This is a genomic window from Brevundimonas aveniformis DSM 17977 (assembly GCF_000428765.1).
Taxonomy (GTDB): domain Bacteria; phylum Pseudomonadota; class Alphaproteobacteria; order Caulobacterales; family Caulobacteraceae; genus Brevundimonas; species Brevundimonas aveniformis.
This window is the reverse complement of the sequence record NZ_AUAO01000003.1, coordinates 469,701-495,876: the sequence shown is the minus strand read 5'-3', so window position 1 is coordinate 495,876 and position 26,176 is coordinate 469,701. Positions and strand designations below refer to the sequence as shown.

General features: G+C 64.0%; 29 protein-coding genes. 23 read left to right on the top strand and 6 right to left on the bottom strand.

Features of this window, described 5'->3' with window-relative positions; translation table 11 throughout:
- Window positions 1–14: 14 nt before the first annotated feature.
- On the top strand, window positions 15–1,193 hold the full coding sequence (locus G391_RS0110985; protein ID WP_029087561.1) for a M48 family metallopeptidase: 1,179 nt from the start codon (window positions 15–17) through the stop codon (window positions 1,191–1,193).
- Here the strand turns inward: G391_RS0110985 and G391_RS14650 are convergent.
- On the bottom strand, window positions 1,190–1,633 hold the full coding sequence (locus tag G391_RS14650) for a Cif family virulence factor (protein WP_051257307.1): 444 nt from the start codon (window positions 1,631–1,633) through the stop codon (window positions 1,190–1,192). The genes G391_RS0110985 and G391_RS14650 overlap by 4 nt on opposite strands.
- Window positions 1,630–2,793, bottom strand: coding sequence for a beta-ketoacyl-ACP synthase III (locus G391_RS0110975; protein ID WP_029087560.1), 1,164 nt, complete (start codon window positions 2,791–2,793; stop codon window positions 1,630–1,632). Before G391_RS0110975 ends, G391_RS14650 begins: the two co-directional genes overlap by 4 nt.
- Window positions 2,794–3,037: 244 nt before the next feature.
- On the opposite strand from G391_RS0110975, the gene G391_RS15765 reads away from it, so the two are divergent.
- The 7 genes from G391_RS15765 (at window position 3,038) to G391_RS0110940 (ending at window position 9,006) form a co-directional block, all read left to right on the top strand.
- The gene (locus G391_RS15765) at window positions 3,038–4,051 is read left to right on the top strand and encodes an OmpA family protein (protein ID WP_029087559.1); all 1,014 of its coding nucleotides are present in this window, start codon (window positions 3,038–3,040) and stop codon (window positions 4,049–4,051) included.
- 200 nt (window positions 4,052–4,251) lie between these two features.
- Window positions 4,252–5,295, top strand: coding sequence for an OmpA family protein (locus tag G391_RS0110965; RefSeq protein ID WP_029087558.1), 1,044 nt, complete (start codon window positions 4,252–4,254; stop codon window positions 5,293–5,295).
- A 248-nt stretch (window positions 5,296–5,543) separates the two neighbouring features.
- The gene (locus G391_RS14645; RefSeq protein ID WP_342663507.1) at window positions 5,544–5,717 is read left to right on the top strand and encodes a GlsB/YeaQ/YmgE family stress response membrane protein; all 174 of its coding nucleotides are present in this window, start codon (window positions 5,544–5,546) and stop codon (window positions 5,715–5,717) included.
- Between the two features lie 152 nt (window positions 5,718–5,869).
- On the top strand, window positions 5,870–6,298 hold the full coding sequence (gene rplK / locus G391_RS0110955; RefSeq protein WP_029087557.1) for a 50S ribosomal protein L11: 429 nt from the start codon (window positions 5,870–5,872) through the stop codon (window positions 6,296–6,298).
- Between the two features lie 4 nt (window positions 6,299–6,302).
- Window positions 6,303–6,992 carry a 50S ribosomal protein L1 gene (rplA, locus tag G391_RS0110950; RefSeq protein ID WP_029087556.1) on the top strand — a complete coding sequence of 230 codons (690 nt, stop codon included), beginning with the start codon at window positions 6,303–6,305 and terminating at the stop codon, window positions 6,990–6,992.
- Between the two features lie 107 nt (window positions 6,993–7,099).
- Window positions 7,100–8,368 (top strand): NupC/NupG family nucleoside CNT transporter, encoded by a 1,269-nt coding sequence (locus tag G391_RS0110945; protein WP_029087555.1) that lies wholly within the window; start codon window positions 7,100–7,102, stop codon window positions 8,366–8,368.
- A gap of 14 nt (window positions 8,369–8,382) precedes the next feature.
- Complete coding sequence (locus tag G391_RS0110940) at window positions 8,383–9,006, top strand: glutathione S-transferase family protein (protein ID WP_029087554.1); 624 nt, start codon at window positions 8,383–8,385, stop codon at window positions 9,004–9,006.
- Here G391_RS0110940 and G391_RS0110935 read toward each other — a convergent pair.
- Complete coding sequence (locus G391_RS0110935) at window positions 9,003–9,500, bottom strand: hypothetical protein (protein WP_156893934.1); 498 nt, start codon at window positions 9,498–9,500, stop codon at window positions 9,003–9,005. The two genes, G391_RS0110940 and G391_RS0110935, sit on opposite strands and share 4 nt — an antisense overlap.
- A 222-nt stretch (window positions 9,501–9,722) precedes the next feature.
- Window positions 9,723–10,154: a PaaI family thioesterase gene (locus G391_RS0110930; protein ID WP_029087552.1), complete on the bottom strand. Its 432-nt coding sequence runs from the start codon at window positions 10,152–10,154 to the stop codon at window positions 9,723–9,725.
- A 43-nt stretch (window positions 10,155–10,197) separates the two neighbouring features.
- Here G391_RS0110930 and cysQ point away from each other — a divergent pair, with 43 nt between their 5' ends.
- The 15 genes from cysQ (at window position 10,198) to rpsD (ending at window position 25,289) form a co-directional block, all read left to right on the top strand.
- Window positions 10,198–11,037, top strand: a complete 840-nt coding sequence (cysQ, locus tag G391_RS14640; RefSeq protein WP_051257334.1) for a 3'(2'),5'-bisphosphate nucleotidase CysQ — start codon at window positions 10,198–10,200, stop codon at window positions 11,035–11,037.
- A 31-nt stretch (window positions 11,038–11,068) separates the two neighbouring features.
- Entirely contained in the window at window positions 11,069–11,749 is a 681-nt protein-coding gene (locus G391_RS0110920) for an SDR family NAD(P)-dependent oxidoreductase (protein WP_029087551.1), read from the top strand.
- Between the two features lie 6 nt (window positions 11,750–11,755).
- Complete coding sequence (locus G391_RS0110915) at window positions 11,756–12,067, top strand: DUF3253 domain-containing protein (protein ID WP_029087550.1); 312 nt, start codon at window positions 11,756–11,758, stop codon at window positions 12,065–12,067.
- Window positions 12,054–13,055 (top strand): alpha/beta fold hydrolase, encoded by a 1,002-nt coding sequence (locus tag G391_RS14635; protein ID WP_035304286.1) that lies wholly within the window; start codon window positions 12,054–12,056, stop codon window positions 13,053–13,055. The genes G391_RS0110915 and G391_RS14635 overlap by 14 nt, the downstream gene beginning before the upstream one ends.
- 91 nt (window positions 13,056–13,146) lie before the next feature.
- Entirely contained in the window at window positions 13,147–14,226 is a 1,080-nt protein-coding gene (locus tag G391_RS0110905; protein ID WP_029087549.1) for a Glu/Leu/Phe/Val family dehydrogenase, read from the top strand.
- Window positions 14,227–14,339: 113 nt separating this feature from the next.
- Window positions 14,340–15,977 (top strand): flagellar basal-body MS-ring/collar protein FliF, encoded by a 1,638-nt coding sequence (gene fliF / locus G391_RS0110900; protein ID WP_029087548.1) that lies wholly within the window; start codon window positions 14,340–14,342, stop codon window positions 15,975–15,977.
- Complete coding sequence (gene fliG, locus G391_RS0110895) at window positions 15,977–17,014, top strand: flagellar motor switch protein FliG (RefSeq protein WP_029087547.1); 1,038 nt, start codon at window positions 15,977–15,979, stop codon at window positions 17,012–17,014. The genes fliF and fliG overlap by 1 nt, the downstream gene beginning before the upstream one ends.
- A complete protein-coding gene (locus G391_RS0110890) occupies window positions 17,014–17,664 on the top strand; it encodes a FliH/SctL family protein (RefSeq protein ID WP_029087546.1) in 651 nt (216 codons plus the stop codon). The genes fliG and G391_RS0110890 overlap by 1 nt, the downstream gene beginning before the upstream one ends.
- Window positions 17,664–17,996 (top strand): flagellar motor switch protein FliN, encoded by a 333-nt coding sequence (gene fliN / locus G391_RS0110885; RefSeq protein ID WP_029087545.1) that lies wholly within the window; start codon window positions 17,664–17,666, stop codon window positions 17,994–17,996. Before G391_RS0110890 ends, fliN begins: the two co-directional genes overlap by 1 nt.
- Before the next feature lie 30 nt (window positions 17,997–18,026).
- Window positions 18,027–19,388 (top strand): sigma-54-dependent transcriptional regulator FlbD, encoded by a 1,362-nt coding sequence (gene flbD, locus G391_RS0110880; protein WP_029087544.1) that lies wholly within the window; start codon window positions 18,027–18,029, stop codon window positions 19,386–19,388.
- 41 nt (window positions 19,389–19,429) lie between these two features.
- Window positions 19,430–20,251, top strand: coding sequence for a class A beta-lactamase (gene bla / locus G391_RS14630; RefSeq protein ID WP_245572087.1), 822 nt, complete (start codon window positions 19,430–19,432; stop codon window positions 20,249–20,251).
- Complete coding sequence (gene flhA, locus G391_RS0110870; protein WP_029087543.1) at window positions 20,252–22,336, top strand: flagellar biosynthesis protein FlhA; 2,085 nt, start codon at window positions 20,252–20,254, stop codon at window positions 22,334–22,336.
- Between the two features lie 27 nt (window positions 22,337–22,363).
- A complete protein-coding gene (locus G391_RS15255; RefSeq protein ID WP_084169219.1) occupies window positions 22,364–23,761 on the top strand; it encodes a sensor histidine kinase in 1,398 nt (465 codons plus the stop codon).
- 2 nt (window positions 23,762–23,763) lie between these two features.
- Window positions 23,764–24,537, top strand: a complete 774-nt coding sequence (locus G391_RS0110860) for an RNA methyltransferase (protein WP_029087541.1) — start codon at window positions 23,764–23,766, stop codon at window positions 24,535–24,537.
- A 134-nt stretch (window positions 24,538–24,671) separates the two neighbouring features.
- The gene (gene rpsD, locus G391_RS0110855) at window positions 24,672–25,289 is read left to right on the top strand and encodes a 30S ribosomal protein S4 (RefSeq protein ID WP_029087540.1); all 618 of its coding nucleotides are present in this window, start codon (window positions 24,672–24,674) and stop codon (window positions 25,287–25,289) included.
- Between the two features lie 72 nt (window positions 25,290–25,361).
- Here rpsD and G391_RS0110850 read toward each other — a convergent pair whose 3' ends face one another.
- On the bottom strand, window positions 25,362–25,769 hold the full coding sequence (locus G391_RS0110850; protein ID WP_029087539.1) for an acyl-CoA thioesterase: 408 nt from the start codon (window positions 25,767–25,769) through the stop codon (window positions 25,362–25,364).
- 8 nt (window positions 25,770–25,777) lie between these two features.
- Window positions 25,778–26,137 carry a Grx4 family monothiol glutaredoxin gene (gene grxD, locus G391_RS0110845; RefSeq protein ID WP_029087538.1) on the bottom strand — a complete coding sequence of 120 codons (360 nt, stop codon included), beginning with the start codon at window positions 26,135–26,137 and terminating at the stop codon, window positions 25,778–25,780.
- Window positions 26,138–26,176: the final 39 nt, after the last annotated feature.

Below are 26,176 nucleotides of genomic sequence, written 5' to 3'. Positions count from 1 at the left end.
TCGGGGAGGGGGCTATGAGCCTGGACGTTGAGGCCGAAACCGCGCGCTGGCTGGCGACGATGTCGCCAGAGGAGGTCGAGCGGGCCGTTAGCTATACACAAGGGTCGCACTGGCTGATCCTCGGCAACCTGGTGGTCACGGCCGTCGTGGCCTGGTTGATCCTCAGATCCGGCGTCCTGAGCGGAATACGGGATCGGCTGGGGCGCGGAAGGTCGCGCCCCAATCTGACTGTGCTGATCGTCGCCCTGGTCTTTTCAGGGCTGAATTGGGTGCTGGCGTTGCCCTGGTCCTGGTGGTCAGGATGGCGTCGCGAAACCGAGTACGGTCTGACCCGTCAACCGGTCGGCGCGTGGCTGGCCGAGGGAGCCATGTCGGCGGCGATCGGGGCGGTCGGCCTGGCCGTCCTGCTGGTGGGCGTCTATTTCCTCATGCGGCGCGCAGGCCGGATCTGGTGGGCGTGGGCCGGTGGCCTGACCGCAACCTTCATGGCCGTGATGCTGCTGGCCGGGCCCGTTTTCATAGAACCGCTGTTCAATACCTACACGCGGGCACCGGATGGCCCTGTGCGGGACGCGGTTGTCAGGCTGGCGGAACGCACCGGCACGCCGTCCGACCGGATCTATATCTATGACGGCAGCCGCCAGTCCGACCGTTATACGGCCAATGTCTCAGGCCTGTTCGGAACCGCCCGTGTCGCCATGAGTGACGTCATGTTCCAGCAGGGGGCTGACCTGGCCGAGGTTCGCGGCGTCGTCGGCCACGAAATGGGCCACTATGTGCACCGGCACGCCCTTTGGATGACCGGCATCTTCGGCTTTCTGGCGATGGCGGTGTTCTGGCTGGCGGACCGGCTTTATCCTGTGGCCCGGCGCTGGCAGGGAGCCAACAGGGTTGGCGAGATCAGCGATCCTGCCGGATTGCCCGTGCTGAGTGTGGTGATTGCCTTCATCTTCGTGCTGGCCACGCCGGTCATCAATACGATGGTTCGAACGATGGAGACGGACGCTGACCGGTTTTCGCTCGAATATGCCAACGAGCCGGATGGGCTGTCGGCGGCCCTGATCAAGACAGCCGAATACCGCGCTCCGTCGCCGTCGTGGCTGGAGGAGTTTCTCTTCTATGACCACCCCAGTGTCGAAAACCGTATTCGCATGGCCATGCAGTGGAAGGCGGATCACCCACCTGAAGGCTAGAGGCCGTCCGGGACGGTCAGTCCGGGGCGCTCATTGTCCCAGATCATGTGCAACACCGACCAGTGCCCGTCTGCGTCGCGATAGAGCTGGATCGAGTTGATGCCACGACGTTCGGGCGCTTCATCGTCGGGATGGGTCTTGGCCTCATAGACGGACCAGACGTGGGCCATGTTGCCGAAGACATCGATCCGGCGGGCCGTCTCGACCTCATAGAAGGCGTTGGTCGCAAAGAAGGGTGTCACGTCCTCGACGTAGGCTTCACGCCCCATGATCTTCATCCAGGGCTGGCCTCCGGCATCCAGGCCCGTGCGGGCCTGGCGGCTGTCGGGATGGAAGATCAGTCGCTGGGTCGCCCAGTCGCGCGGGCCGGCAGGGCCGGAGATGCAGGCGTAGAGGGCGTCGATGACGCTGCCGATGTCTGTCCGATCCAAGGTGGTCACCGCTTCCTCACGAAAACCGTGCCGGCCGAATAGCCCGCGCCGAACGAGCAGATCAGCCCCGTGTCGCCCGATTCGAATCCATCATTGTGGAGGTGAAAGGCGATGATCGATCCGGCCGATGAGGTGTTGGCGTACTCATCCAGGATGATGACGTTCTCGTGCGGTTCGGGTTCGCGGCCCAGAACCTTGCGGCCGATGAACTGGTTCATGTTGATATTCGCCTGATGCAGCCACATCCGCTTCAGGCCGGTGGGGTCGATGCCGAGTTCACCCGCGTGGTCGACAATCATGTCCGACACCATGGGCACCACGTCCTTGAACACCTTGCGGCCCTGCTGGACGAAGAGGCGGTCGGTCAGGGGATCAGCCGCTTCGCCATTGGCTTGCGCCGAATCGAGTGCCTGGGTCGGGCGAGCGGGGCGGTTCAGAAAGCCGAAGTTGTTGCGAATATTGTTGGAGAACTCGGTCTTGAGGCGGGTTCCCAGGATGTCCCAGCCTCCGTCGGCCTCATCCGCCACCTCGACGATAACGGCCGTGGCCACGTCGCCGAAAATGAAGTGGCTGTCCCGGTCCTTGAAGTTGAGATGGGCCGAACAGACCTCGGGATTGACGATCAGGACGGCGCGGCACGACCCGGAGGCGATGAAGTCGGCGGCCGTCTTAATCCCGAAGGTTGCCGACGAACAGGCCACATTCATGTCAAAGGCGAAGCCACCGATCCCCAGCGCCTGCTGAACTTCGATGGCCATGGCCGGGTAGGGGCGCTGCATATTGGAAGCCGCACACAGCACGGCGTCGATCTGAGACGCCGGCTTGCCCCAGCGCGCGATGGCATCCTCGGCGGCGCGCACAGCGATCTCGGCCAGGATCGAAATATCGTCATTCGACCGTTCAGGCAGATGAGGGGTCATGCGGGCCGGGTCCAGAATGCCCGACTTGTCTAGGACGAACCGCGACTTGATGCCCGACGCCTTCTCTACAAACTCGACGGAGGAGGGTTGCAGGGCTTCGATTTCGCCAGCGGCGATGCCGGCGGCGTTGTCGGCGTTAAATCGATCCACATAGGCGTTGAAGGCCGTTACGAGTTCAGCGTTGGACACGGATTGGTCCGGCGTAAACAGACCAGTCGCGGCGATGACGGCTTCGCGCGTTTGGGGCATCGAGGGGTCCTTGGACAGAGGCAACCGGCCCCCTTAGCACGCTCGGCTGGGGATAGCGCCAGCGTCCTTGCAAACGCCTACAGTGAAGCTCGGCCACCGTTTGGCCATACCGTTGCCGAAATGACGCGCCCCCGGCTCTTTGGGCCAGGTCATGGCTATCAATGCTTTGCATGACGGCCTCACCCGCTTATCAGTTCAATGATGGCGGGAGGGCCGCCTAAGCTTTTTTTTCGAGGTGACTTCGATGAAGTTCGTTCTGGCATCGGCGTCTGCCGTCGCCCTGCTGGCGGCGGGTTCCGCCGCTTCGGCCCAAGAGTGGGTCTGGTATGAGGGCGTAAGCCCCTACATCAACATTGGTCTGTCGCGCTTTGAAGTGATGGCCGATTCTCCGACCATCGGCGGTCCGGGTGATGTTGGGCTGAATGCGGTCACTGGCCGCGCGGGTCTGCGTTTCAACCGCTACTTCGGGGCCGAGCTGGAAGGCTCCATCGGCATCGACGAAGAAGACACCCCGATCGGCAACGTCGATCTGGACCGTCAGTATGCAGGTTATCTGGTGGCGGTTGCCCCGGCTTCGAACAGCTTCGAACTGTTGTTCCGCCTCGGCTACGGCACGACCACCCTGGCTGTTGAAGGCCTGGGCGATTCGGAGTCGAACTCGATCAACTACGGTGTCGGGGCGCAGTGGTTCTTCGGCGGTGGTGCCAACGGCATCCGCGTCGACTACACCCGCTTCGACAATCAGGACGACGGCTTCTACTCGGACGTCTATCCGGGCCCGGCCAACGGCGACGCGAACGTCTATACGGTTTCCTACGTTCGCCGCTTCGGTGGCCGTTGGGTGACCCCGCCGCCGCCGCCGCCGCCGCCTCCCCCGCCGCCGCCGCCGCCTCCGCCACCGCCTCCGCCGCCGCAACAGTGGCAGCCGCGTGAGTTCACGGTGCTGTTCGACTGGGATCGCTTCGACCTGACCCCACAGGCTGCGCAGATTGTTCAGCAAGCTGCTGCTCACGCCCGTGCCGGCGGTGCCACCCGCGTCCATGTCGTGGGCCACGCCGATACCTCCGGTTCGGCCGCCTACAACGTTCGCCTGTCGCAGCGTCGTGCCGCCACCGTCCGTGATGCCCTGATCGCTCAGGGTGTGACCGGTGGGGCCATCACCACCGAAGGCCGGGGTGAAACCGACCTGGCCCGTGCCACCGCTGACGGTGTCCGCGAGCCGCTCAACCGCCGGGCCACGATCAACATCAACCGCTAAGCGGTCCGTTGATCCAAGCCTTGGCCTAGAGCCAAAGCCGAATGCGAACCCCCGGGAGGCAACTCCCGGGGGTTTTGCTTTGGTGCCACAGGCTCTGGTCGAAATCTGACAGGCCGGCCGGGCGACCTTGCCAAGCGCACCAATCGGCATATCGTCGTTCGTCATCAGGATCGTCGGGTTGTCCGACGAGGGGAGTGATGATGAAAAAGCTGCTTCTGACCGGCGTGGCCGGTCTTGCCATGGTCATGGGCGGACCCGCCATGGCCGATCCCAATGGACCCTATATCGCGGGCGACATCGGCTATCACTGGGGCACCGCCGATGTGGCGGAATGCGTGCCGGCGGCCTGCACCCCAACAGTCGAAGGAGAGTTGGACGGTGGATTGGCGCTGTTCGGAAGGTTCGGTTTCCGTCTCAATCCGAACTGGAGACTCGAGGCTGAACTTGGCCGACGTACGGCCTCGGTCGACACCTTCAACGGAACGCCGCCAGCGGCCGAGACGGACATCAACGCCACCAGCTTGATGGCCAACGTCCTGTTCGACTTCGGGTCCGGTCGTTTCCGGCCTTTCGTCGGTGCCGGCGTCGGCTGGGCCAGAGTGAACTTTCAGCAGACGCCAGAGGATCTGGATGACTCTCGCCTCGCCTGGCAACTGCTGGCCGGTGCGGCGATCTCCACAGGGCCGCGCGGCAACATCGATCTGACCTATCGCTACTTCAACGTCGGTGACCTCGAGCTTCAAACATCGACGCCAATCTTTGTCGGCATGGACTACACCGACCATTCGGTGACGATCGGCTATCGCCATTCGTTCGGCGCGATTGCGGCTCCTCCGCCGCCGCCTCCCCCGCCTCCGCCGCCGCCTCCCCCGCCGCCGCCGCCGCCTCCGCCGCCGCCGCCGGTGTGGAACGCGCGTGAGTTCACGGTGCTGTTCGACTGGGATCGCTACGACCTCACTCCGCAAGCGACGGAAATTGTTCGTCAGGCCGCGGCGCATGCCCGGGCCGGCGGGGCCACCCGCGTCCACGTCGTGGGCCACGCCGATACCTCCGGTTCGGCCGCCTACAATGTGCGTCTGTCGCAGCGTCGTGCCGCCACCGTCCGTGATGCCCTGATCGCTCAGGGCGTGACCGGTGGGGCCATCACCACCGAGGGCCGGGGTGAAACCGACCTGGCCCGCGCCACCGCTGACGGTGTCCGCGAGCCGCTCAACCGCCGGACCACGATCAACATCAACCGCTAGTCCCGGGCGATACCATCAAAGCCTTGGCCTTGAGCCAATGACCAAAGCGAACCCCCGGGGAGCAACTCCCGGGGGTTTTGCTCTGCAAGACAAGCATTTGCGTTTGATCAGGGGCGAACGGAGTGACTGAGTTCGACGTTCTGGTTGTTCAGTTCAGCCTTGGCGGAAGGTCGCATGGAAGGCGTCGGACTCATCGGAGCTATCGTGGTCGGCATTGAGGCCGGCTCTATCGCTGAAAAGGTGATGAGCTGTGGGAATGGTCTGTTGGCCAATCTCATTGTCGGGCTGATCCGGCCCTTCTCGGTGGCTTTGTCGCGGGCCTGCTTGGCATCAGCTTCGGAGGTTGGGGCGGTAGCCTTGTTGTCGCGGTGCTGGGTGCAATTGGACTTCTGTTCTTGCTCGGCTTGATCAAGCGGGGCTGACACCCCCGATAACGCTCATTGATTGCAAGGCGAGGCCTAGTCTGGTACAGGCCGCGGCTTCGCTCATTCGGGCGATGAAATCCGTGGGAGGGGCTGCCCGAACCACGGCCACATAGGCGGCATTGAGTTGCCGTCGCAGATGGAGACAGCCAATGGCCAAGAAGATCTTGGGCTATATCAAACTGCAGGTGCCCGCCGGCTCCGCCACCCCGTCGCCGCCGATCGGTCCGGCCCTGGGTCAGCGCGGCGTGAACATCATGGGGTTCTGCAAGGAATTCAATGCACGTACCGAAAAGGAAGTGAAGGGCACGCCCCTACCGACGGTCATCACCGTCTATCAGGACAAGAGCTTCACCTTCGTCACCAAGACCCCGCCGGCGACGCACTACCTCAAGGAAGCCGTCAAGATTAAGTCGGGCGCGGCCAAGACCGGTCGCGAGACGGTCGGCAAGATCACCCGCGCCCAGCTGCGCGAGATCGCCGAAAAGAAAATGAAGGATCTCAACGCTAACGATATCGAGGCCGCCGCCAAGATTATCGAAGGCTCGGCCCGTGCGATGGGCCTGAAGGTGGAGGGCTAAGAGGATGGCAAAGCAACCCAAGCGCATCCAGGCCTGGACCGGCGACCGTGAAGCCGTCCTGCCGCTCGCCGAAGCCGTCGCCATGGTCAAGGCGAACGCCAAGGCCAAGTTCGACGAATCGATCGAGATCGCCGTGAACCTCGGCGTCGATCCGCGTCACGCCGACCAGCAGGTCCGTGGCGTCGTCAACCTGCCCTCGGGCACGGGCCGTGACGTTCGCGTCGCCGTCTTCGCCAAGGACGCCAAGGCCGAGGAAGCCACGGCGGCCGGGGCCGAGCACGTCGGCGCCGAAGACCTGTTCGAAAAGATCAACGGCGGCTTCATGGACTTTGATCGCGTCATCGCCACGCCCGACATGATGGGTCTGGTCGGTCGCCTCGGTAAGGTGCTGGGCCCGCGCGGCCTGATGCCGAACCCGAAGGTCGGCACCGTGACCCCCAACGTCGGCCAGGCGGTCAAGGACGCCAAGGGCGGCGCGGTCGAGTTCCGCGTTGAGAAGGCGGGGATCATCCACGCCGGCATCGGCAAGGCCTCGTTCACCCAGGACGCCATCGAAGCCAACGTCAAGGCCATGGTCGACGCCCTGGTCAAGGCCAAGCCGTCGGGTGCCAAGGGCCAGTTCGTCAAGCGCATCTCGCTGTCGTCGACGATGGGTCCGGGCGTGAAGGTCGATCTGGAATCAGTCGGCGCCTAGGCCACTTTCCGGCTCAATAGATTTCGGCCTCGCAGAGCGATCTGCGGGGCCGTTTTCGTTTGGGCTAGAGACGGCTACAAACGTGACGGGCGAGGGGAGTCTCATACGTGTTCAGCCTGTTGAGTTTGCAAAGCCTACTCGGTCTGGCCGTCATCGTTGGTGTCTGCTGGCTGTTGTCCGAGAACCGAACGGCCTTTCCCTGGCGGCTGACGCTGGGAGCCGTCCTGGTCCAGGCGGCGCTGGTGTTGATGGTGTTCGGTCTGCCCGGCGCAGATCATGTGCTGGGAGCGATCACGGGAGCGGTCGATGGCCTGGATCAGGCCACACAGGCGGGAACCCAGTTCATCTTCGGCTATCTGGTCGGGACCGGTCCGCAACCGTATGAGACGACCACGGACAGTATATTTGTCTTTGCGTTCCGTGTGTTACCTCTTATTTTGGTGATCTCGGCGTTGTCGGCCCTGCTGTGGCACTGGCGGGTCCTCAAGTGGTTGATCCGGGGGTTCGGCTTCCTGTTTCAAAGGACCATGGGTCTGGGCGGGGCGTCAGCCCTGGCGGTCGCGGCCAATATCTTTCTGGGCATGATCGAAAGCCCGATCGTGATCCGGGCCTACCTCGACAAGCTGACGCGGTCAGAGCTGTTCCTCCTGATGGTGGTCGGTCTGGCGACGGTGGCCGGGTCGACCATGGTTGCCTATGCGACAATCCTGGGTGGGGTTCTGCCCAATGCGGCCGGGCATGTGCTGGTCGCTTCGATCATATCGGCACCCGCGGGGGTCGCCCTGGCCAGGATCTTGATCCCGGAGCGGGAAGCGCAGTCGGGCGTGGCGGCGGACTATGATTCCGGCCTCAAGTACGATTCCTCCATTGATGCGATCGTGAAGGGGACCGCCGACGGCCTGATGGTGGTGCTGAACATTTCGGCGGTTCTGATCGTGTTCGTGGCCCTGGTGGCGCTGGTCAACATCATGATCGGCTGGATCATCGTCGGTGGTGATCCGCTAACGCTGGAGCGGATGTTGGGTTGGATGTTTACGCCCGTTGCCTGGCTCTCCGGGGTGCCATGGAGCGAGGCCGGCCAGGCCGGCTGGCTGCTTGGGGTCAAGCTGACCCAGACCGAGTTCAAGGCCTTCATCGAGCTCGGCAATATCCCGGCTGGAGACATGAGCGAGCGGACGCGGATGCTGATGACGTATGCACTTTGCGGCTTTGCCAATGTGGGCTCGGTCGGGATCACGGTCACGGGCCTGTCGGTGCTGGTCCCGGATCGGCGCGAAGAGGTTCTGGGCATGGTCTGGAAGGCTCTGTTCGCCGGTTTCCTGGCGACCCTGATGAGTGCCTCCATCGTCGGGGCCATGCCCGCGTCGGTGTTCTGAAACGGGAGACGACCTTGAAGCTGTACGACACCCTGTTGGCCCCCAACCCTCGGCGGGTGCGATGGATCATGGCCGAGAAGGGCATTGAGGACATCGAGATCGTGCCCGTGAGCCTGATGACGGGAGAGCACAAGGCCTCCGAATATCGCGAGCGGGCGGGTCTGGCGCACTTGCCGGCGCTGGAGCTGGATGACGGCACGACCATCACCGAATCTCTGGCGATCGGTCGCTATCTGGAGAGCCGCTATCCCGACCCGAATCTGTTCGGGCGCAACCCGGAGGAGGTGGCCATCATCGAGATGTGGACGCGGCGCATGGAGCTGTATCTGGCAAACCCGATGATGATGCACACGCGGTTCTCGCATCCGATGCTGGCCGCGCTGGAGCCGCCGGTGCCCGAGGTCGGGGCCTACAATCTCAAGACTGCCGAGAAGATGATGAAGGCGTTGAACCGCCACCTGGAAGGTCGCGAATTCATTGCCGCAGACCGGATCACGGCGGCTGACATCGTGGCCTATGTCGGGTTGGATTTCGGACGGCTGGTTAAATACCGGCCGGACCCTGCGCTGGAGAACCTCGGTCGCTGGCGCGAAACGATGAAGGCGCGGCCGGCGTCGGAAGCGGGGCTGCGAGGCTAGTAGGGAACAAATCGGTAGGCCGGTCCTACGGCTGCCCGTTCTGCGAGGAAGTCGATCGCCGCTGCCAGCATTGGAAAGTTGTTGAATTCGCATTCACCAAGGATTCCGACGCTGACCCTTAGCACACGCTGCTCCGTGCTGTTGAGGTCGCTACACTCCGGCAAATACGCTGCATAATTCGCTTCATTTCGTTCAATCAGCAGATAGACGTATCCTTGGTCATCCCCGATCTGCGCAAGAAATCGACCGGGGATCCACTCTGAAAAATCATGAAAGAGCACTCGGTTTCCCGCCTGAGGATTGTTGCCGGAAATCAGATACCCTCGACCTGACCGAGTGAACGTCCATTCAGTGCGAGCATTGGTATCCGGGTCAATGCCATGGAACGAGCCTCGGTCTCCCAGAATCGGCTCAGCGCGCCATTCTTCCACCAGCGGCTCGCGCGATGAGAAGCAGGCTGACAAGCTCAGCGACAATACCGCCATCGCCAGCAATCGGCTGATTTGGTCTCTCGGAAGCATTGGCCATCATACGATGCGGCGACTGTTTGCGCCAGATGTCGTCAAACCTTGAATTGCAGCGGTGTTTGAGGTGCTGGTCGAAATAGCTGCTCGGCTCAAGGCGGAGACATCAAACACGGCTTCGCACCTCGGCGGTGCGAAGCAATCGACCCAAGCGAGTCGGCACATCGCCTGTACCCCGGCGAAAGCAGTGAATCAGCGCGGCGAGAGCTTTCGGATAATTCCCGAAAACGTCATGACCGTGCGGTTCTGAACCGAGATCTGGCCACGCACAAAGACCAGCGATCCTCCGGCGCGGACCACTTCACCCGTGGCCTCGACCAGGTCACCAACGCGCACGGCGTCGACGAAGGTCGAATCGAGCTGGACAGTCACGCCCCGCGACCCCTCCATCTGCTGATAGGCCGTTTGGAACAGGGCGATGTCGGCAAAGGTCATCAGGCATCCGCCATGCATCCGACCGCCGGCATTCATGTGCTTTTGCTCGGCACGAAAGGCGCAGCGCATGCGCCCATCGGCGTCCGCCCTGAAATAAAACGGCCCGACCACCTGGTCGAAGGTGTCTTTCAGGTCATAGGTGTCCCAGCCGGCGAACTCACCTTCATCGACGGTTTTTCTGGCGACCATGAATGCCTTCCTTCTGAATGCGCCTGCCTATAGGACGGAGCGCATGACCCGCAAGGCTGACCTGGCAAGCATGCTCGAAACTCTGGTTGCCGTCGCTCTACGCGCCGGCGAAGAGATCCTGCGCGTCTATGAAAGTGCGGATATGGGGGAGCGCATCAAGGCGGACGGTTCCCCGGTGACCCAGGCTGATGCCGCCGCCGAGGTGATCATTCTGGAGGCGCTAGCGCACCACTGGCCGGATATTCCGGTGGTGGCCGAGGAATCGGTCTGCGCCGGCCAGATCCCGACGGTGGGGGCCCGGTTCTTTCTGGTCGATCCGCTGGACGGCACAGCTGAGTTTGTCCAGCGTAGCGGCGAGTTCACCGTAAACATCGCCCTGATCGAAGAAGGCCGGCCCACGGTGGGTGTGATCTATCTTCCGGTAACGGGAGAGGTCTTCCGCGGTAGTCCTGACGGTGCCGAGCGAGCAGACTTTGTGAAGGGAGAGCCCCTGGTCTGGACGAAGATCCGGGCGCGGGGCGTGCCGGCGCAGGGGCTGAGCGTCATCGCCAGCCGTCGCAGTCGAAGTGTCGGGCTGGAGGACTATCTGGCGCGGCTGCCCGTGGCCGAAACGGTGCGTGCCAGCTCCTCCCTCAAGCTATGCAGATTGGCCGAAGGGAAGGCGGACCTGTACCCGCGCTTCGGTCGAACCATGGCGTGGGACATCGCCGCAGGTGATGCGATTCTCAGGGCGGCGGGCGGATGCGTCTGGACGTTTGATGGCGAACCCCTGACCTATGGCCCGAACCGGGTGCCCGACGATGAGATGTTCGCCAATCCGTACTTTGTCGCGTCCGGTGCGTTTGATCCGTCGGACCTGGTAACCGGTGACGCGCCGTCGTAACTGCGCATTCGAGAACAAGAGGAGAGAAGCCGTGTCTGACCGGGTGGTCGTTGTCACCGGAGCCTTCGGGGCCCTGGGCCGGATTGTGGCCCAGCGCCTGACCGAGGATGGGGCCAGGGTGGTGGCTGTCGACTCTGCCGCCTCGCCACCGCCCGATCTGTCGGTTGCTAAGGTGATCGGCGGCGTTGATCTGACCGATGCCGGCCAGGCCAACCAGGTGATGGAGGCGGTGCGTGGCCAGCTTGGGCGTATCGACGCCCTGATCAACATCGCCGGGGGCTTTGTGTGGGAGACGGTCGACGGGAACGGCAATGAGTCCTGGGACCGTCTGCACGCGCTGAATCTGATGACGGCGCTGAATGCGTCGCGTGCGGCCATGCCCTATCTGGTTGAGAGCGGCGCGGGGCGGATCGTCAACATTGGGGCCAAGGGGGCCTTGTCGGCGGCAACGGGCATGGGGGCCTATGCGGCGTCGAAAGCAGGCGTCCATCGTCTGACCGAGGCGCTGGCCGAGGAATTCAAGGGCAAGGTGACCGTCAATGCCGTCCTGCCGTCGATCATCGACACCCCAGCCAATCGCGCCGACATGCCGGATGCCGATCCGTCAAAGTGGGTGACCGCCGACGAGTTGGCGTCGGTCATCTTGTTCCTTGCTTCACCAGAGGCCAGCGGTGTCACCGGGGCCTTGATCCCCGTCGCCGGAAGGGTTTGATCTCAGATGTCCGATCCGATTGAAGCCGCCATCTTCGAGCGCCTGGGCAAGGCCGATCCGCAAGGCCTGGGCAAGGCCAGCATCGAGCCGGCCGAGGTCGCCAAGGCGATGCAGCCAGACCAGTGGCAGCGCGTGCTGCCCAAGGTGAAGACTGCGGCGCTGGGCCTCATGCGCCAGGGCAAGCTGGTCATCACCAAGAAGGGGAAGGCCATCGATCCCGCCCGGATGAAGGGCGTGATCCGCCTTAGACTGCCGACCGCGGATGAGCGCGCCGCCATGCCGCCCCCGGTCGTCAGCGACGACGATGACCTGGATTGAGAATGGACGCCGGCTGATCGTCTGTGCCCTGGCACTGGGCTGGCTTGTGGCCTGCGCGCCGCGGGTTCAGTCGCCCCAACCGATCCCAGCCCAGTTCGCCGGCGCGCGGCTGGAGACGGATGTGATGATCGCGGACGACGGGGCACGACTGCCCCTGGCCGTCTGGCGACCGCGCGGCGAGCCGACGGCGGTTATCGTGGCGCTGCACGGCATGAATGACAGCCGCTCGACCTGGTGGATGGCAGGTCCGTGGTGGGCCGAGCGGGGGGTCGTTACCTATGCCTATGACCAACGCGGCTTTGGTGGCGCGCCTGAGCGGGGCGTGTGGGCCGGCGAAGTGCTGCTGGTTCAGGACCTGAGAACTGCTGTGCGGCTGGTGCGGGCTCGCCATCCCGGGCTTCCGGTCATTGTGGCGGGGGAAAGCCTTGGGTCTTCGGTGATCATCGCCGCCCTGGCGTCGGATAACCCACCGCCGGTGGATCGCGCGGCGCTGCTGGCTCCGGCGGTCTGGGGTTGGTCCGCCCAACCGATTCCAAACCGGGTGAGCCTGTGGCTGGCGGCGCATCTGTTCGGCTCAGCCTCGCCCGAACCGCCGGCCTTCGTGACCGAAGATATCTATGCGTCGAACAACATACTGGAGCTGTACCGGATGGGACGTGACCCGGATATGGCCCTGACCACGCGGTTCGATGCCGTCTATGGCTTGGTCAACACCATGGAGAGCGGCTATCGCGGCCTGTCTCGCGTGCGCGTGCCGGTGGCCTATTTCTACGGCGGCCGCGACCAACTGATCTCTATGCCGGTGACACAGAGGGCGCTCAGGCAGCTGCCACCAACGGCGCGAACGGCCTTTTATCCTGAGGGGCGGCACCTGCTGGTGCGGGACCATGGTGCGGAAAGCGTCATGGCGGATGTCCTGGCTTTTGTGCGCGATCCAGCCGCGCCATGGCCGTCCGGTGCGACATCAATTCCGATGACTGAACACTGATCAGATGGGCGCAAGACTTGCCCCGACGGAACGAGGCGCGTAAGGGGCGCCCCAACACAACATTCCCCCATCAACAGAGCACGGGTTCTCCATGACCCTTTTTGATTCGCCGTCCTTCGCGGGACACGAGGGCGTTCACGCCTTCTACGACGCCAAGACCGGACTTAAGGCTATTGTGGCCGTCCACTCGACCGCGCGGGGTCCCGCCGTCGGCGGTTGCCGGATGTGGAACTACGCCTCGTCGGAGGAGGCGCTGACCGACGTTCTGCGTCTGTCGCGCGGCATGAGCTACAAGAATGCCGTGGCCGATCTGGAGATGGGCGGCGGCAAGTCGGTGATCATCGGTGACGCCAAGACCCAGAAGACGCCGGAGCTGTTCCGGGCGTTCGGTCGGGCGATCAATACCCTGGGCGGCTGTTACTATTCGGCTGAAGACGTTGGGGTTTCGGTGGCGGATATCGCCGAAGCCCGCACGGTGACTGAATATGTTCTGGGCCTGTCGGACGGTCCTTGGGGGTCGGGTGATCCCAGCCCGGTGACGGCCGAAGGCGTGTTCCGTTCAAACCTGGCTACCGCCAAGCGGATCTGGGGTCAGGATGACCTGAATGGACTGACGGTGTCGGTCCAGGGAGCCGCCGGGCACGTTGGGGCCTACCTGTGTGGCAAGCTGCACGCCGCCGGGGCCCGGCTGATCATCACCGACATCGCCGAGCAGGCGCTGCGTGAGGTGGCCGAACGGACAAATGCCGAGATCGTCGCCCCCGACGCCATCTATGACGTGCAGGCCGACATCTATGCGCCGTGTGCCCTGGGCGCGACGCTGAACCCGGAGACGCTGCCGCGTCTCAAGGTCAAGGCCGTGTGCGGTGCCGCCAACAATCAGCTGGCCACGCCGGACATTGGTGAGCGGCTTGCGGCGTCTGGCGTGCTCTATGCGCCGGACTATGTCGTTAATGCAGGTGGCATCATTAATGTGGCGTCGGAACTGACGGCGCGTCAGACCGGCGGCGTTTATGATCCGGCTTGGGTCGAGCTCAAGCTGGTGCGCCTGATGGAGACGCTCAACGAGATCTTTGACCGGGCGGCGGACGAAGGCCGTCCGACCCATGAGATCGCGGATGCCATTGCTGAAGCCCGGATTCAGGCGGCGCGGGACGCCCGCCCCGTCTAATTGCCTGGAGTCGGTCGGAATAGCGGGCGGGTTTAACAGCCCGTTTACCACCGAGGCGGCACTTTCTGCCTAGTGGGGGTCGGTCGTCCGATTCCGGTCTGAGGGCGGAACGCGTGGGCGGCTTTACGGCAGCTATTCAGAGATTTGGAATTGGCCGCCTGGCGGCGCTGGCCGGCGTTGCCGCCGGCGTGGCTGCGGTTCTGGTAGCCCTGATGCTCAGGGTCGGGGAATCGCCCTCGGCGCTGCTGTATTCGAACCTCGACCTGCGCGAAGCGGGCGAGGTCACGGCGGCGCTGGACCAGGCCGGGATCAGCTATGAGGCCCGGGGCGACGGCTCGACGATCCTGGTCAACCGGGATGATGTCGGCACGGCGCGGCTGATGCTGGCTGAGCAGGGGCTCGTGACCTCTGGCAGCGTTGGCTATGAGCTGTTCGATGCGCAGTCGGCTCTGGGCCAGACCGAGTTCCAGCAGAACATGAACCGCAAGCGCGCCATCGAGGGCGAGATTGCGCGCACCTTGATGTCCATGCGCGGGGTCAACCGGGCGCGCGTGATGATTGCCTTGCCGGAGCGCCAGTTGTTCCAGGCCGAGGCCGCGCCGGTGACGGCATCCGTCAGCATCGACACCGGCGGTCGCGAAATGACCGGTGAAGAAATCCAGGCCGTCCAGCAACTGGTTTCGACCGCCGTGACCGGGCTGCGCCCGGATCGGGTGACGATTGTGGATGCCAACAACCGGCTGTTGGCGGCCGGCGGCGAGGGTGAGGGCTTTTCGGGGGCGGCGGCGTCCGAGCGCCGGACCGAAATCGAGCATCGCCTCCAGGCAACCCTGTTGAACCTGGTTGAAGGCGTTGTTGGGCCGGGCGCGGCGCGCGTGCAGGTCACCGCCGAGATCGATGAAACCCGTCAGACGATCCAAGCCCAGGAGTTCAATCCTGATGGTCAGGTCGTTCGTTCGACCTCCAGCCAGCAGTCCAACTCGAGCGACAGCCAGGGGGCTGAGGGCGGCATTGTCGGGGTTGAAGAGCAGTTACCGGAAGGCGAGGGCGCGCAAGGCACAGCCCAGGGGCCGAGCTCGACCTCGGACGAAACGGGCGAGACGACCAACTATGAAATCTCGAACACAGTGACGACGACGGTGCGCGAGCCGGGCACCATCCAGCGCCTGTCCGTGGCGGTGGCCGTGGACGGTGTCGTGACGCCGCCGGCCGGCGGCGAGGGGGAGGCCACCTACGCGCCTCGCTCTGAAGAGGACATGCAGCGCATCCAGCAACTGGTCCGGTCGGCCATGGGCTTTAACGAGGGCCGGGGCGATCAGGTCGAGGTGGTGAATGTGCGCTTTGCCCGCCCGGATGGCGCGGCCATCGGTGGGACCGAGGCTTCGAGCGGGATGTTCAACTTCGACCAGAACGACATCATGCAGATGATCCAGTGGCTGGTGCTGCTGATTGTCGGGGTGCTGATGGTCTTCTTCGTCCTGCGCCCGCTGGTGAAGGCGGCCTCGACGGGGGGCGGCGTTCCGATGATCGCCGGTTCTTCGGGCGGCGAGGGCGGTGGTGGTCAGGCTCTGGGGGGTGGGACGATGTCCGGCGCGCCCGCCCTGCCGCCGTCAGAGATGGACCAGCGGCTCGATATTGCGCGCATCGAAGGACAGGTGAAGGCCTCGTCGGTACGCAAGGTGTCGGAGTTCGTCGATAGCCATCCCGATGAATCGACGGCGATTCTGCGTAGCTGGGTGCACGAAGGCTGATGGCGGGGCGTCTGGTCACTCGAAAGCCGTCCGTCGATGACGCCAAGCGGCTGACCGGCCCCGAGCGGGCCGCTGTGATCCTGCTGGCGCTGGGCGAGGAGCACACACGCCTGTGGGAAAGCCTGGACGAGGAGGAGATCAAGGAAATCTCCCAGGCCATGGCCTCACTGGGCAACGTCCAGGCCAATGTGGTCGAGGACATCCTGGTCGAATTCGTCTCGGGCGTGGGTGGGGCCGGTTCCATCATGGGGTCATTCGAGCAGACCCAACGCCTGCTGACGTCGTTCATGTCGCCCGACAAGGTCGACGGCCTGATGGAGGAAATCCGCGGCCCGGCGGGGCGCACCATGTGGGACAAGCTGGGCAATGTGAACGAGGTGGTTTTGGCCAACTACCTCAAGAACGAGTACCCGCAGACGGTGGCCGTGGTTCTATCGAAGGTGAAGCCGGAACACGCCTCGCGGGTCCTGACGGCGCTGCCGGAGGACTTTGCCCTGGAATGTGTGCAGCGGATGCTGCGCATGGAACCGGTTCAGCGCGAGATTCTCGACAAGATCGAGCAGACGCTACGCAACGAATTCATGTCGAACCTGGCCCGCACATCAAAGCGGGACAGCCACGAAATGATGGCGGAGATCTTCAACAACTTCGACCGGCAGACCGAGAGCCGCTTTGTGACTGCCCTGGAAGAACGCAATCGCGAATCCGCCGAACGGATTCGCGCCCTGATGTTTGTGTTCGAAGACCTGTCCCGGTTGGATCCCGGCGGCGTCCAGACGCTGTTGCGGGCCGTCGAGAAGGATCAACTGGGGCTGGCCATGAAGGGGGCGTCCGACACTCTGCGCGAGATGTTCTTCTCCAACATGAGTGAGCGAGCCGCCAAGATCATGCGCGACGATATGGACTCGATGGGGCCTGTCCGTCTGAAGGACGTCGACAATGCTCAGACGACCATGGTGCAGGTCGCCAAGGATCTGGCGGCCAAGGGCGAAATCATGCTCGCCGGCCAGGGTGGCGATGACGAGTTGATCTACTGATGACCGAGTCCGCGCCCCGCAAGTTCGATTTTGATACCTGGTTCGACGAGGACGGCCAGATCCTGTCGCAGGCCCCGGTGGCGCGCATGCGCCGTGCCTATTCCCCAGCCGAGGTTGAAGCGATCCGCGCCGACGCCTTCGCCGAGGGACAGGCCGATCAGCGGGGGCGCGACGAAAGCGAAACGGCCCGCGCGCTGGGCCAGATCGCAGATGCCTGTGTCCAGGCCCTGGGTGGACTGGATCAAGTGGTCGCGCGCTATCGCAGCCATGCCGCCGACCTGGCAATGGAAATTGGGGGCGTGCTCAGCAGCGAGGCTCTGGAGCGTTTTCCGCAGGCCCCGCTGGCCGCCGCCCTGGAAGCCTTGAGCGAAGAGTTGTCGGGTACGACGCGGCTGGTCGTTCGGCTCAATGGCGGCGGGGGCGATGCCCAGGCGACGGTTGAGCGGGCCGTCGGCGAAGCCGGCTTTGCGGGCCGTGTTCTGGTTCGTGATGAGCCGGCCCTCCAGGCGGCTGCCTTCACAATCGAATGGCCGGACGGCCGAGCGGAATACAACCCCACCGAAGCAGTCGACCGCGTTCGCGCGGCCCTGTCAGCCGCGCTGTCGGCCGAGGCAGATGGTGGAATTGACCTGATGGATGGAGACCAGTGATGGCTGACAACGACCTGCCCCTGGAAGAGTTTCAAGAGTCCAACGCCCTGGTTCCGGCGGACTCGGGTGAAGAAAAGGCGGCGGTCGATCTGGCCCCGGTCTTCGATGTCCCCGTCGGAATTTCGGCGGTGCTGGGCAAGGCCAACATGAGCGTCGCCCAACTGCTCAAGCTGGGTGCCGGGAGTGTGCTCGAACTGGACCGGAAGGTCGGCGAAGCCATCGACATCTATGTGAACAACCGGCTGGTCGCACGTGGTGAGGTCGTCGTCGTCGATGATCGATTGGGTGTGACCATGACTGAAATCATCAAGAGTGAAGACCAGGCCGCCTGAACGGCGACCCTCTAGGTAGGAGAAACGATCATGCGGCTTCTGGTGGTCGGAAGACTGAGCGGACAGCTGGCGGCGGCGGTGAAGATGGCTATGGCCCAGGGGGCCAAGGTCAGCCACGTCGAACGCACGGACCAGGCGACCGAGACGCTGCGACGCGGACAGGGGGCCGATCTGTTGATGGTCGACTATGACCTCGATATCGCAGGCCTGATCGCGGCCAATGAGGCAGAGCGCATTCATGTGCCGGTCGTCGCCTGCGGCGTCGGTGCCGATCCTGACAAGGCCGCTGCCGCCATCCATGCCGGGGCCCAGGAATTCATCCCATTGCCGCCCGAAGCGGATCTGATCGCGGCGATCCTGTCGGCGGTGTCGGACGATCAACGCCCCATGGTCAGCCGTGACCCGGCCATGGAAGCGGTCATTCGGCTGGCGGATCAGGTGGCCAAGTCGGAAGCCTCGGTTCTGATCACCGGCGAGAGCGGCGTCGGCAAGGAAGTCATGGCGCGCTACCTGCACCAGAAATCACGCCGGGCGGACAAACCCTTCATCAGTGTCAACTGTGCGGCCATCCCGGACAATCTGCTCGAATCCGAGTTGTTCGGACATGAGAAGGGGGCCTTCACGGGCGCCGTGGCGCGCAGGATCGGCAAGTTTGAAGAGGCCGATGGCGGCACCCTCTTGCTGGATGAAATCTCGGAGATGGATGCCCGGCTCCAGGCCAAGCTGCTGCGGGCCATCCAGGAGCGGGTGATTGATCGCGTTGGCGGCAACAAGCCAGTCAAGGTGGACATTCGCATTCTGGCGACCTCGAACCGTGACCTGAGCAAGGCCGTACGGGACGGCAGCTTCCGCGAGGACCTGCTGTATCGGTTGAATGTCGTGAATCTGCGGCTGCCCGCCCTTCGGGAGCGCCCGGCGGATGTCACGGTCCTGTCCGAGCACTTCATCAAGAAGTACGCCGCCGCGAACGGTCTGGCGCATCGCCCGCTGTCAGCGGGGGCTCAGTCGCGAATGCGCGCCCACGCCTGGCCCGGCAACGTCCGGGAGCTGGAAAATGCGATGCACCGGGCCGTTCTTTTGGCGACAGGGACGGAGATCGACGAGGACGCCATCGCCCTGCCGGACGGCAAGCCGCTGGCTTCACTGGACCAGGGACCGGCGGGCCGTGCCGCTCAGGCGGCAGACGCGGTTTCGCGCGCTTTTGTTGGCCAGACGGTGGCCCAGATGGAGCAGACCCTGATCCTGGACACGCTGAGCCACTGTCTGGGCAATCGCACCCACGCGGCCAACATTCTGGGCATCTCGATCCGTACGCTCAGAAACAAGCTGAACGAATACACCGCCGCCGGCGTCGATGTTCCCTCGCCGCAATCGGGTGTGGCGGCGGCCTGATGGCGATAGACCGGCGCGCATGGCTAGCCGGTTTGGGCGGAGTGGGCCTCAGCGCCTGCATCCCCGGTTTGCGCGCGCGTGCGTCGGCCTCGGATCTGGATTTGTCATCGCTCGAGGTCGGGGGGCGGATCGGCGTTCAGGCGGTTCGGAATGGCCGGGCCACGTCCTGGCGTGCCCATGAGCGGTTCACCTATTGCTCGACCTTCAAGCTGTTTCTGGCGGCGGCGACCCTGGAGCGGGTCCAGGCGGGAGACGAGCAACTCGACCGCCCCGTCGCGATGACGGCAGCGGATATGGTCAGCCACGCGCCGGTGACAGGGCAGGCCGTTGGCGGGACCCTGACAATCCAGGCGCTTTGCCAGGCGACTGTTGAGGTTAGTGACAACCCGGCCGCCAATATTCTCATTCGCGAGATGGGCGGGCTGACAGCCTGGCGGGACTGGTATCGGCGGATCGGAGACACCGTCACCAACGTTGATCGGCTCGAGCCCGAGTTGAACGGGGTCGGGGATGCGCGCGATACGACCACCCCGGGCCAGTTCGTCGCCAATCTTCAGACCCTGTTCGCTGACGACGTGACGCGGTTGTCGTCGATGTCACGATCCCTGTTGATGAGCTGGCTGTTCGCCAGCCCGAGCGGGCCTAACCGATTGAGAGCCGGCGTGCCGGTTGGCTGGGAAGTGGCGCACAAGACCGGCACAAGCAGCCGCGGGCCTGTGAACGACATTGGACTGTTGATCCCGCCGGGCGGGCATCCGATCCACATCGCAGTCTTCTGGCAGGGCCGCGAATCTGATGACTTCAGCCTTGGCGAAGCCGCTATCGCCGAAGCGACCCGCCGTGTGGTCGAGGCCCTGAGCTAGATGACCGACGCCGCCGTTCCCGCTTCGAACCGCCTGACCACCCGCGAGGTGATGGGGTGGCTGATGCGTGGCGAGGTCGCCCTGGCGTTGGGCGTGCTGCTTATCGTCGTGCTGCTCATCGTGCCGATCCCGACGATGATGCTCGACGTGCTGCTGGCGCTGTCGATCATGTCATCGGTGCTGATCCTGATGACGTCGCTGCTGATCAAGCGGCCGCTGGACTTCGCCATCTTCCCGACGGTGCTGCTGGTGGCGACCCTGTTCCGACTGGGGCTGAATCTGGCGTCGACGCGGCTGATCCTTAGCCATGGCCACGAGGGCGCGGACAGCGCAGGTCAGATCATCCAGGGCTTCGGCCAGCTGATGATGAGCGGCAATTTCGTCATCGGGCTGATCGTGTTTGCGATCCTGCTGGTGGTGAACTTCGTGGTCATCACCAAGGGATCGACCCGGATCGCCGAGGTCAGCGCGCGCTTCACCCTGGATTCGATGCCCGGCAAGCAGATGGCCATCGACGCGGACCTGTCCGCCGGCCTGATCGACGAGACAGAGGCCAAGCGCCGCCGCAAAGAGCTGGAGCAGGAATCGACCTTCTTCGGTGCCATGGACGGTGCCTCCAAGTTCGTTCGCGGCGACGCCGTCGCCGGGCTGATCATCACCGCCATCAACGCCATCGGCGGCATCCTGATCGGGATGATGCAGCACCAGATGCCGGCCGGGGACGCCGCCAATTCCTATGTGGTGATGACCATCGGCGATGGTCTGGTGACGCAGGTGCCGGCCCTGATCGTGTCGATCGCGGCGGGCTTTCTGGTGTCCAAGGCGGGGGTTGAAGGTTCTGCTGACAAGGCGCTGGTGGCCCAGTTGGCCACCAATCCGGTGTCGCTGGGCATGGTGGCGGCGACTTCGGGCGTGATCGGGCTGATCCCCGGAATGCCGATCCTGCCGTTCGCGGGCATCGCCATCGCCACCGGCTTCCTGGCCTGGCACGAGGGCCGCAAACGCAACGTGCCGCCGCCGGTGGAAGAGGTAGCTCCCGTTGAACAGGCCGAAGAACCGATTTCCAACGCCCTGGCCATCGATGATGTGAAGATTGAGCTGGGCTATGCGCTGTTGAGCCTGATCAATGATCTCGAGGGGCGTCGACTGACCGACCAGATCAAGGCGTTAAGGCGGACACTCGCGGCGGAGTTCGGCTTCGTCATGCCGCCGGTGCGAATTCTCGACAATATGCGTCTGGCGACCCAGGCCTATGCCATCCGTATCAAGGAAATGGAGGCTGGTGCCGGTGAGGTTCGACTGGGCCAGCTCATGGCCATGGACCCCGCGGGACGTCAGGTTGAGCTTCCGGGCGAACATATGCGTGAGCCGGCGTTTGGCCTGCCGGCGACCTGGATCGACGAGTCGTTGCGCGAAGAGGCGACGTTCCGGGGATACACCCTGGTCGACCCGTCGACGGTGCTGACCACCCATCTGACCGAAATTCTCAAGGACAACATGCCGGACCTGCTGTCCTACGCAGAGGTCCAGAAGCTGCTGAAGGATCTGCCGGAGGAGCAGAAGAAGCTGGTCGATGACCTGATCCCGTCGGTGGTGACGACCACGACGGTTCAACGGGTGCTTCAGGCCCTGCTGCGTGAACGCGTATCGATCCGCGACTTGCCGACCATTCTCGAAGGCCTGGCAGAGGCGGCTCCTCATACGGCCAGTGTGACCCAGTTGGTCGAGCATGTTCGTACCCGTCTGGCCAAGCAGATATGCTTCCAGAACCAGGGCCCGGACGGGTCGCTTCCGATCATCACCCTGTCGCCGGACTGGGAAGCCGCCTTTGCCGAGTCGCTGGTGGGGCAGGGCGAGGACAGGCAACTGGCCATGGCTCCGTCCAAGCTCCAGGCTTTCATTCGCGAAGTCCGCGACGTGTTCGAGCGAGCGGCTCAGTCGGGCGATGCAGCGGTGCTGCTGACCGGGCCGGGGATTCGACCGTTCGTGCGGTCGATCATCGAACGATTCCGCGGCCAGACGGTGGTGATGAGTCAGAACGAGGTTCATCCCCGTGCCCGCCTCAAGACGATTGGCGTGGTTTAGGCCGTCAAGACGGGCTAGGGATGCGCAGTGCCGCAACCCTTTCGTTTTCGTAGCTTGCAAGGCCTGATCTCGAGCGCGCGTGCGCGCGGGTTCGGCGGGCCGACACTTGGCCTGGCCCTGTTGGGCTTTCTGGCGCTTCTGGCGACCAGCGGGGTGTCCTTGTGGACCGCCAATGCCCTGAGCGACCATTCTGCAGCGGTTGAACACGCACGCGATGTACGGCGTGCGCTGGACCAGACCGAGCATCGCATTGTCGATGCCGTGGCCGCCGAGCGTGGCTATCTGCTGACAGGCCAGGAATCCTTCCTGCGGGCCGAACGAGAATCGCGACTGGAGCTTCTGGACGACTTTGAAGCGGTGAGAACGCTACTGCGGGATGAACCGGATCAGCTGCGTCGCCTCGAAGGCACCCGCCCTCTGATTGAGGAGGGGATGACCATGACCGAGCAGGTCGTCCGGGATGCCCGCGATGGGCGCTTCGTCCAGGCCGTCGAGGTGCTGAGATCGGGGCGTGGAGCCAGCCTGGTTCAGGAGATCCAGCAACGCTTCGATGAAATCGATCAGGTCGCGCGCGACAACCTGCGCGAGCGGGAACGTGCGGCCAATCGGGCGCGGCAGGCGAACCTGTGGTTCAGCACGCTGGGCTCAATCCTCATCGTGCTCGTCGCCGGTCTGGCCATCTTTCAGTTCTCGCGGAACTTCAAGGCCATCATGCGGGCCCATGACGAGCTGGATGAGGTCAATCTGGGTCTGGAGCGCGCTGTGGCTGAGCGGACCGAAGACCTCGTGCTGGCCAATCGTGAGGTCGAGCGGGCGCGGGACCGCGCCGAGGCCATGCTACGCGAGGTCAATCATCGCGTCGGCAATTCGCTCCAGCTGGTTTCGAGTTTCATCACGCTCCAGCGCCGTTCGATCAACGATGAACGCGCGCGCGAGGCCTTCTCGGCGACCCAGGCGCGGATCGAGGCTGTCTCTCGTGTTCACCGTCAGCTCTACACGTCCGACGACATGAGCCAGGTTGAGCTCGATGCCTATTTGACCAGCCTGGTGGATGAGCTGAGACAGTCCCTGTGCTCCGGTGAGCGAGCGTGTGCGCTTTCGGTCGAAGCCGAACGGTTGAAGACCACCACCGACCGCACGGTCGCGGTCGGCGTCCTGGTCGCCGAGTTGGTGACCAATGCGGTCAAATACGCTTATCCCGACAGCGACGGAGAAATCCGCATCCGCCTCAAACGCGAGGCTGAGGGGCGGGCCCGGTTGACGGTTGAGGACGATGGCATCGGCGTGAGTGAGGCCAAGGACACACCCAAGGGCACCGGCCTGGGCAAGACCATCATCGCCGCGATGGCCCGCGACCTGCGAACCGAAGTGGCCTATGTCTATGGTCCCAAGGGCCTGTCGGCCTCGCTGGTGTTTGATCTCTAGAGATGTCCAAGATGACTGCCCCCGTTGTCATTCTCGACAAGCCGCAGCTTGCTGAGAACATTGGAGCGGTGGCGCGCGTGATGGCCAATTTCGGCCTGACGGAGCTCCGCATCGTCTCCCCCCGTGATGGCTGGCCCCAGGACCGTGCGTGGGCGGCCGCATCGGGCGCGGACTGGGTTCTGGACGACCTGCGGGTGTTCGACAGTGTGGCCGAGGCGGTGTCTGATCTGGAGCGGGTGCTGGCTACGACAGGCCGACCGCGCGGCCTGCGTATGCCCATCGTCACCCCGCGTGAGGCGGCGTCCGATCTCTATAGCCGATCAGCGACGGGGCAGCGGACGGGCTTGCTTTTCGGAGGCGAGCGGACCGGGCTAGAGACCGATGAGCTGGTCCTGTGCCAGGCAATCGTGACGATCCCGGTAGATGAGCGTCATCGCTCCCTGAACCTGGCGCAAGCCGTGTCGATCAACGCCTATGAGTGGCGTGTGGCGGTGGATGCAGCGCCGCCCGGTATCTTTGGCGAGGCTGAACCGCCGGCCCCTGCCAATGAGGTTGAAGGCATGTTCGGGCATTTGGAAACCGAGCTGGAGCTGGGCGGTTTCTTTCATCCGCCGGAGAAGAAGCCGACCATGATGCGGGCCATCCGCGCCATGCTCAATCGGGCCGAACTGTCGTCTCAGGAGGTGCGGACGCTCAGAGGGATGGTCGTGGCCCTAGCGCGGGGGCGCGGTCGGATACTTGAACGCCGGGCGCGGGATTTGACTTCGCAGGACTGATCCGCCATAAGCGCCGCCTTCACGCCCCGGCCATAAACCGGGGCGCGATCTATTACGGACGATGCGTGGACCGCCGTTGAGATCGCCTTCCCAATACCGGGGAGGCCGGGCCGCATCCGCATAGAGAGACGTTTATGTCGAAGCGCCACAGCGCCAAGTACAAGATCGACCGCGCCATGGGTGAAAACCTGTGGGGCCGGTCCAAGTCCCCGGTCAACAAGCGCCAGTACGGCCCCGGCCAGCACGGCCAGCGCCGCAAGTCCAAGGTTTCAGACTTTGGCCTCCAGCTGAAGGCCAAGCAGAAGCTCAAGGGCTACTACGGCAACCTGACCGAGAAGCAGTTCCGCCGTACCTACGACGAGGCTGCGCGCCGCAAGGGCAACACCTCGGAGAACCTGATCGGTCTGCTGGAACAGCGCCTGGACGCCATCGTCTACCGCGCCAAGTTCGTCCCGACCGTCTGGGCCGCGCGCCAGTTCGTCAACCATGGCCACGTCACCGTCAACGGCAAGAAGGTGAACATCGCCTCCTACCGCGTGAAGCTGGGCGACGTCGTCGAGGTCAAGGAAAAGTCCCGCGCCATGGCGCTGGTGCTCGAAGCCCTGCAGTCCTCGGAACGCGACATCCCGGATTACCTCGAAGTTGGTGATCGCGGCTTCTCGATCCGCATGATCCGCGTGCCGGAGCTGGCTGAAGTTCCGTACGCCGTGAAGATGGAACCGAACCTGGTCGTCGAATACTACGCCTCCTAAGCGGCGCGACGATCCCTGGAATCGGAAAGGCCCCGGCAGCGCCCGGGGCCTTTTCTTTTGGAGGACCGTCCGTCAGGTTTCGAAGACGCCGACCATCTCTGCCGTAATGCGGCTTGGTCGCATCGAGGCGGCATCGACGAGCACCCATTCGCTGACCCCTTGCGCGCACAGGCGGCCGCTCTCGTCTTCAATGCGGACATAGCGGTTGAAGCGTGCGCCCTGCGGATCTCCGACCCATGTACGGGCAACGGGCTTGGAACCCGGGGGCAGGGCGCGGAAATAGTCGACCTCGTGGCGCGAAGCGACCCAGGACCAGCGACCGCGCGTGTCGGCGTCAAAGCGGGCCTGCCAGTGGGCCGTGCCGACGTCCTGGAGCCAGCGGACATAGACCACATTGTTGACGTGGCCGTTCTCGTCGATGTCGTTGTCGGCGACAGTCAGGGGGACGACGAAGACCTCGCGGTCCTCGCGTGGTTGCAACTCGTGCCTCACGCCTCGCCTGCCACGCCCTTCTCATTCATCAGGGCCTGAAGCTCGCCGGACTGGAACATCTCCTTGACGATGTCGGCGCCGCCGATGAATTCGCCCTTCACATAGAGCTGGGGGATGGTCGGCCAATCGGAGAAGGCTTTGATGCCGTCACGCAGCGCCTCATCCTGGAGCACATCGACGCCAATGAATGGCACGCTCATGTGATCCAGCACCTGGACCACCAAGCCGGAAAAGCCACAGCGCGGCGTGTCAGGTGTGCCCTTCATAAACAAGACCACCGGATGCTCGGCAATGGTCTGCCCGATGAAGGCATGAACGGGATCGTTGGAAATTTCGGTCGTCGGGGTCTCGGTCACGGGATCTGGCCTTCAGGTGAAGGCTAGGAGCTAGGTTCC

Bases quoted from the DNA above. Each gene is read 5' to 3' on its own strand.
- G391_RS0110890 (WP_029087546.1), top strand. From the start codon at position 17,014: ATGACCGAGTCCGCGCCCCGCAAGTTCGATTTTGATACCTGGTTCGAC.
- cysQ (WP_051257334.1), top strand. From the start codon at position 10,198: ATGACCCGCAAGGCTGACCTGGCAAGCATGCTCGAAACTCTGGTTGCC.
- rplA (WP_029087556.1), top strand. From the start codon at position 6,303: ATGGCAAAGCAACCCAAGCGCATCCAGGCCTGGACCGGCGACCGTGAA.
- fliG (WP_029087547.1), top strand. From the start codon at position 15,977: ATGGCGGGGCGTCTGGTCACTCGAAAGCCGTCCGTCGATGACGCCAAG.
- rplK (WP_029087557.1), top strand. From the start codon at position 5,870: ATGGCCAAGAAGATCTTGGGCTATATCAAACTGCAGGTGCCCGCCGGC.
- G391_RS0110965 (WP_029087558.1), top strand. From the start codon at position 4,252: ATGAAAAAGCTGCTTCTGACCGGCGTGGCCGGTCTTGCCATGGTCATG.
- G391_RS0110905 (WP_029087549.1), top strand. From the start codon at position 13,147: ATGACCCTTTTTGATTCGCCGTCCTTCGCGGGACACGAGGGCGTTCAC.
- G391_RS15765 (WP_029087559.1), top strand. From the start codon at position 3,038: ATGAAGTTCGTTCTGGCATCGGCGTCTGCCGTCGCCCTGCTGGCGGCG.
- rpsD (WP_029087540.1), top strand. From the start codon at position 24,672: ATGTCGAAGCGCCACAGCGCCAAGTACAAGATCGACCGCGCCATGGGT.
- G391_RS0110985 (WP_029087561.1), top strand. From the start codon at position 15: ATGAGCCTGGACGTTGAGGCCGAAACCGCGCGCTGGCTGGCGACGATG.
- fliN (WP_029087545.1), top strand. From the start codon at position 17,664: ATGGCTGACAACGACCTGCCCCTGGAAGAGTTTCAAGAGTCCAACGCC.
- G391_RS0110860 (WP_029087541.1), top strand. From the start codon at position 23,764: ATGTCCAAGATGACTGCCCCCGTTGTCATTCTCGACAAGCCGCAGCTT.
- G391_RS14635 (WP_035304286.1), top strand. From the start codon at position 12,054: ATGACCTGGATTGAGAATGGACGCCGGCTGATCGTCTGTGCCCTGGCA.
- G391_RS0110915 (WP_029087550.1), top strand. From the start codon at position 11,756: ATGTCCGATCCGATTGAAGCCGCCATCTTCGAGCGCCTGGGCAAGGCC.
- G391_RS0110930 (WP_029087552.1), bottom strand. From the start codon at position 10,154: ATGGTCGCCAGAAAAACCGTCGATGAAGGTGAGTTCGCCGGCTGGGAC.
- flbD (WP_029087544.1), top strand. From the start codon at position 18,027: ATGCGGCTTCTGGTGGTCGGAAGACTGAGCGGACAGCTGGCGGCGGCG.
- G391_RS0110975 (WP_029087560.1), bottom strand. From the start codon at position 2,793: ATGCCCCAAACGCGCGAAGCCGTCATCGCCGCGACTGGTCTGTTTACG.
- flhA (WP_029087543.1), top strand. From the start codon at position 20,252: ATGACCGACGCCGCCGTTCCCGCTTCGAACCGCCTGACCACCCGCGAG.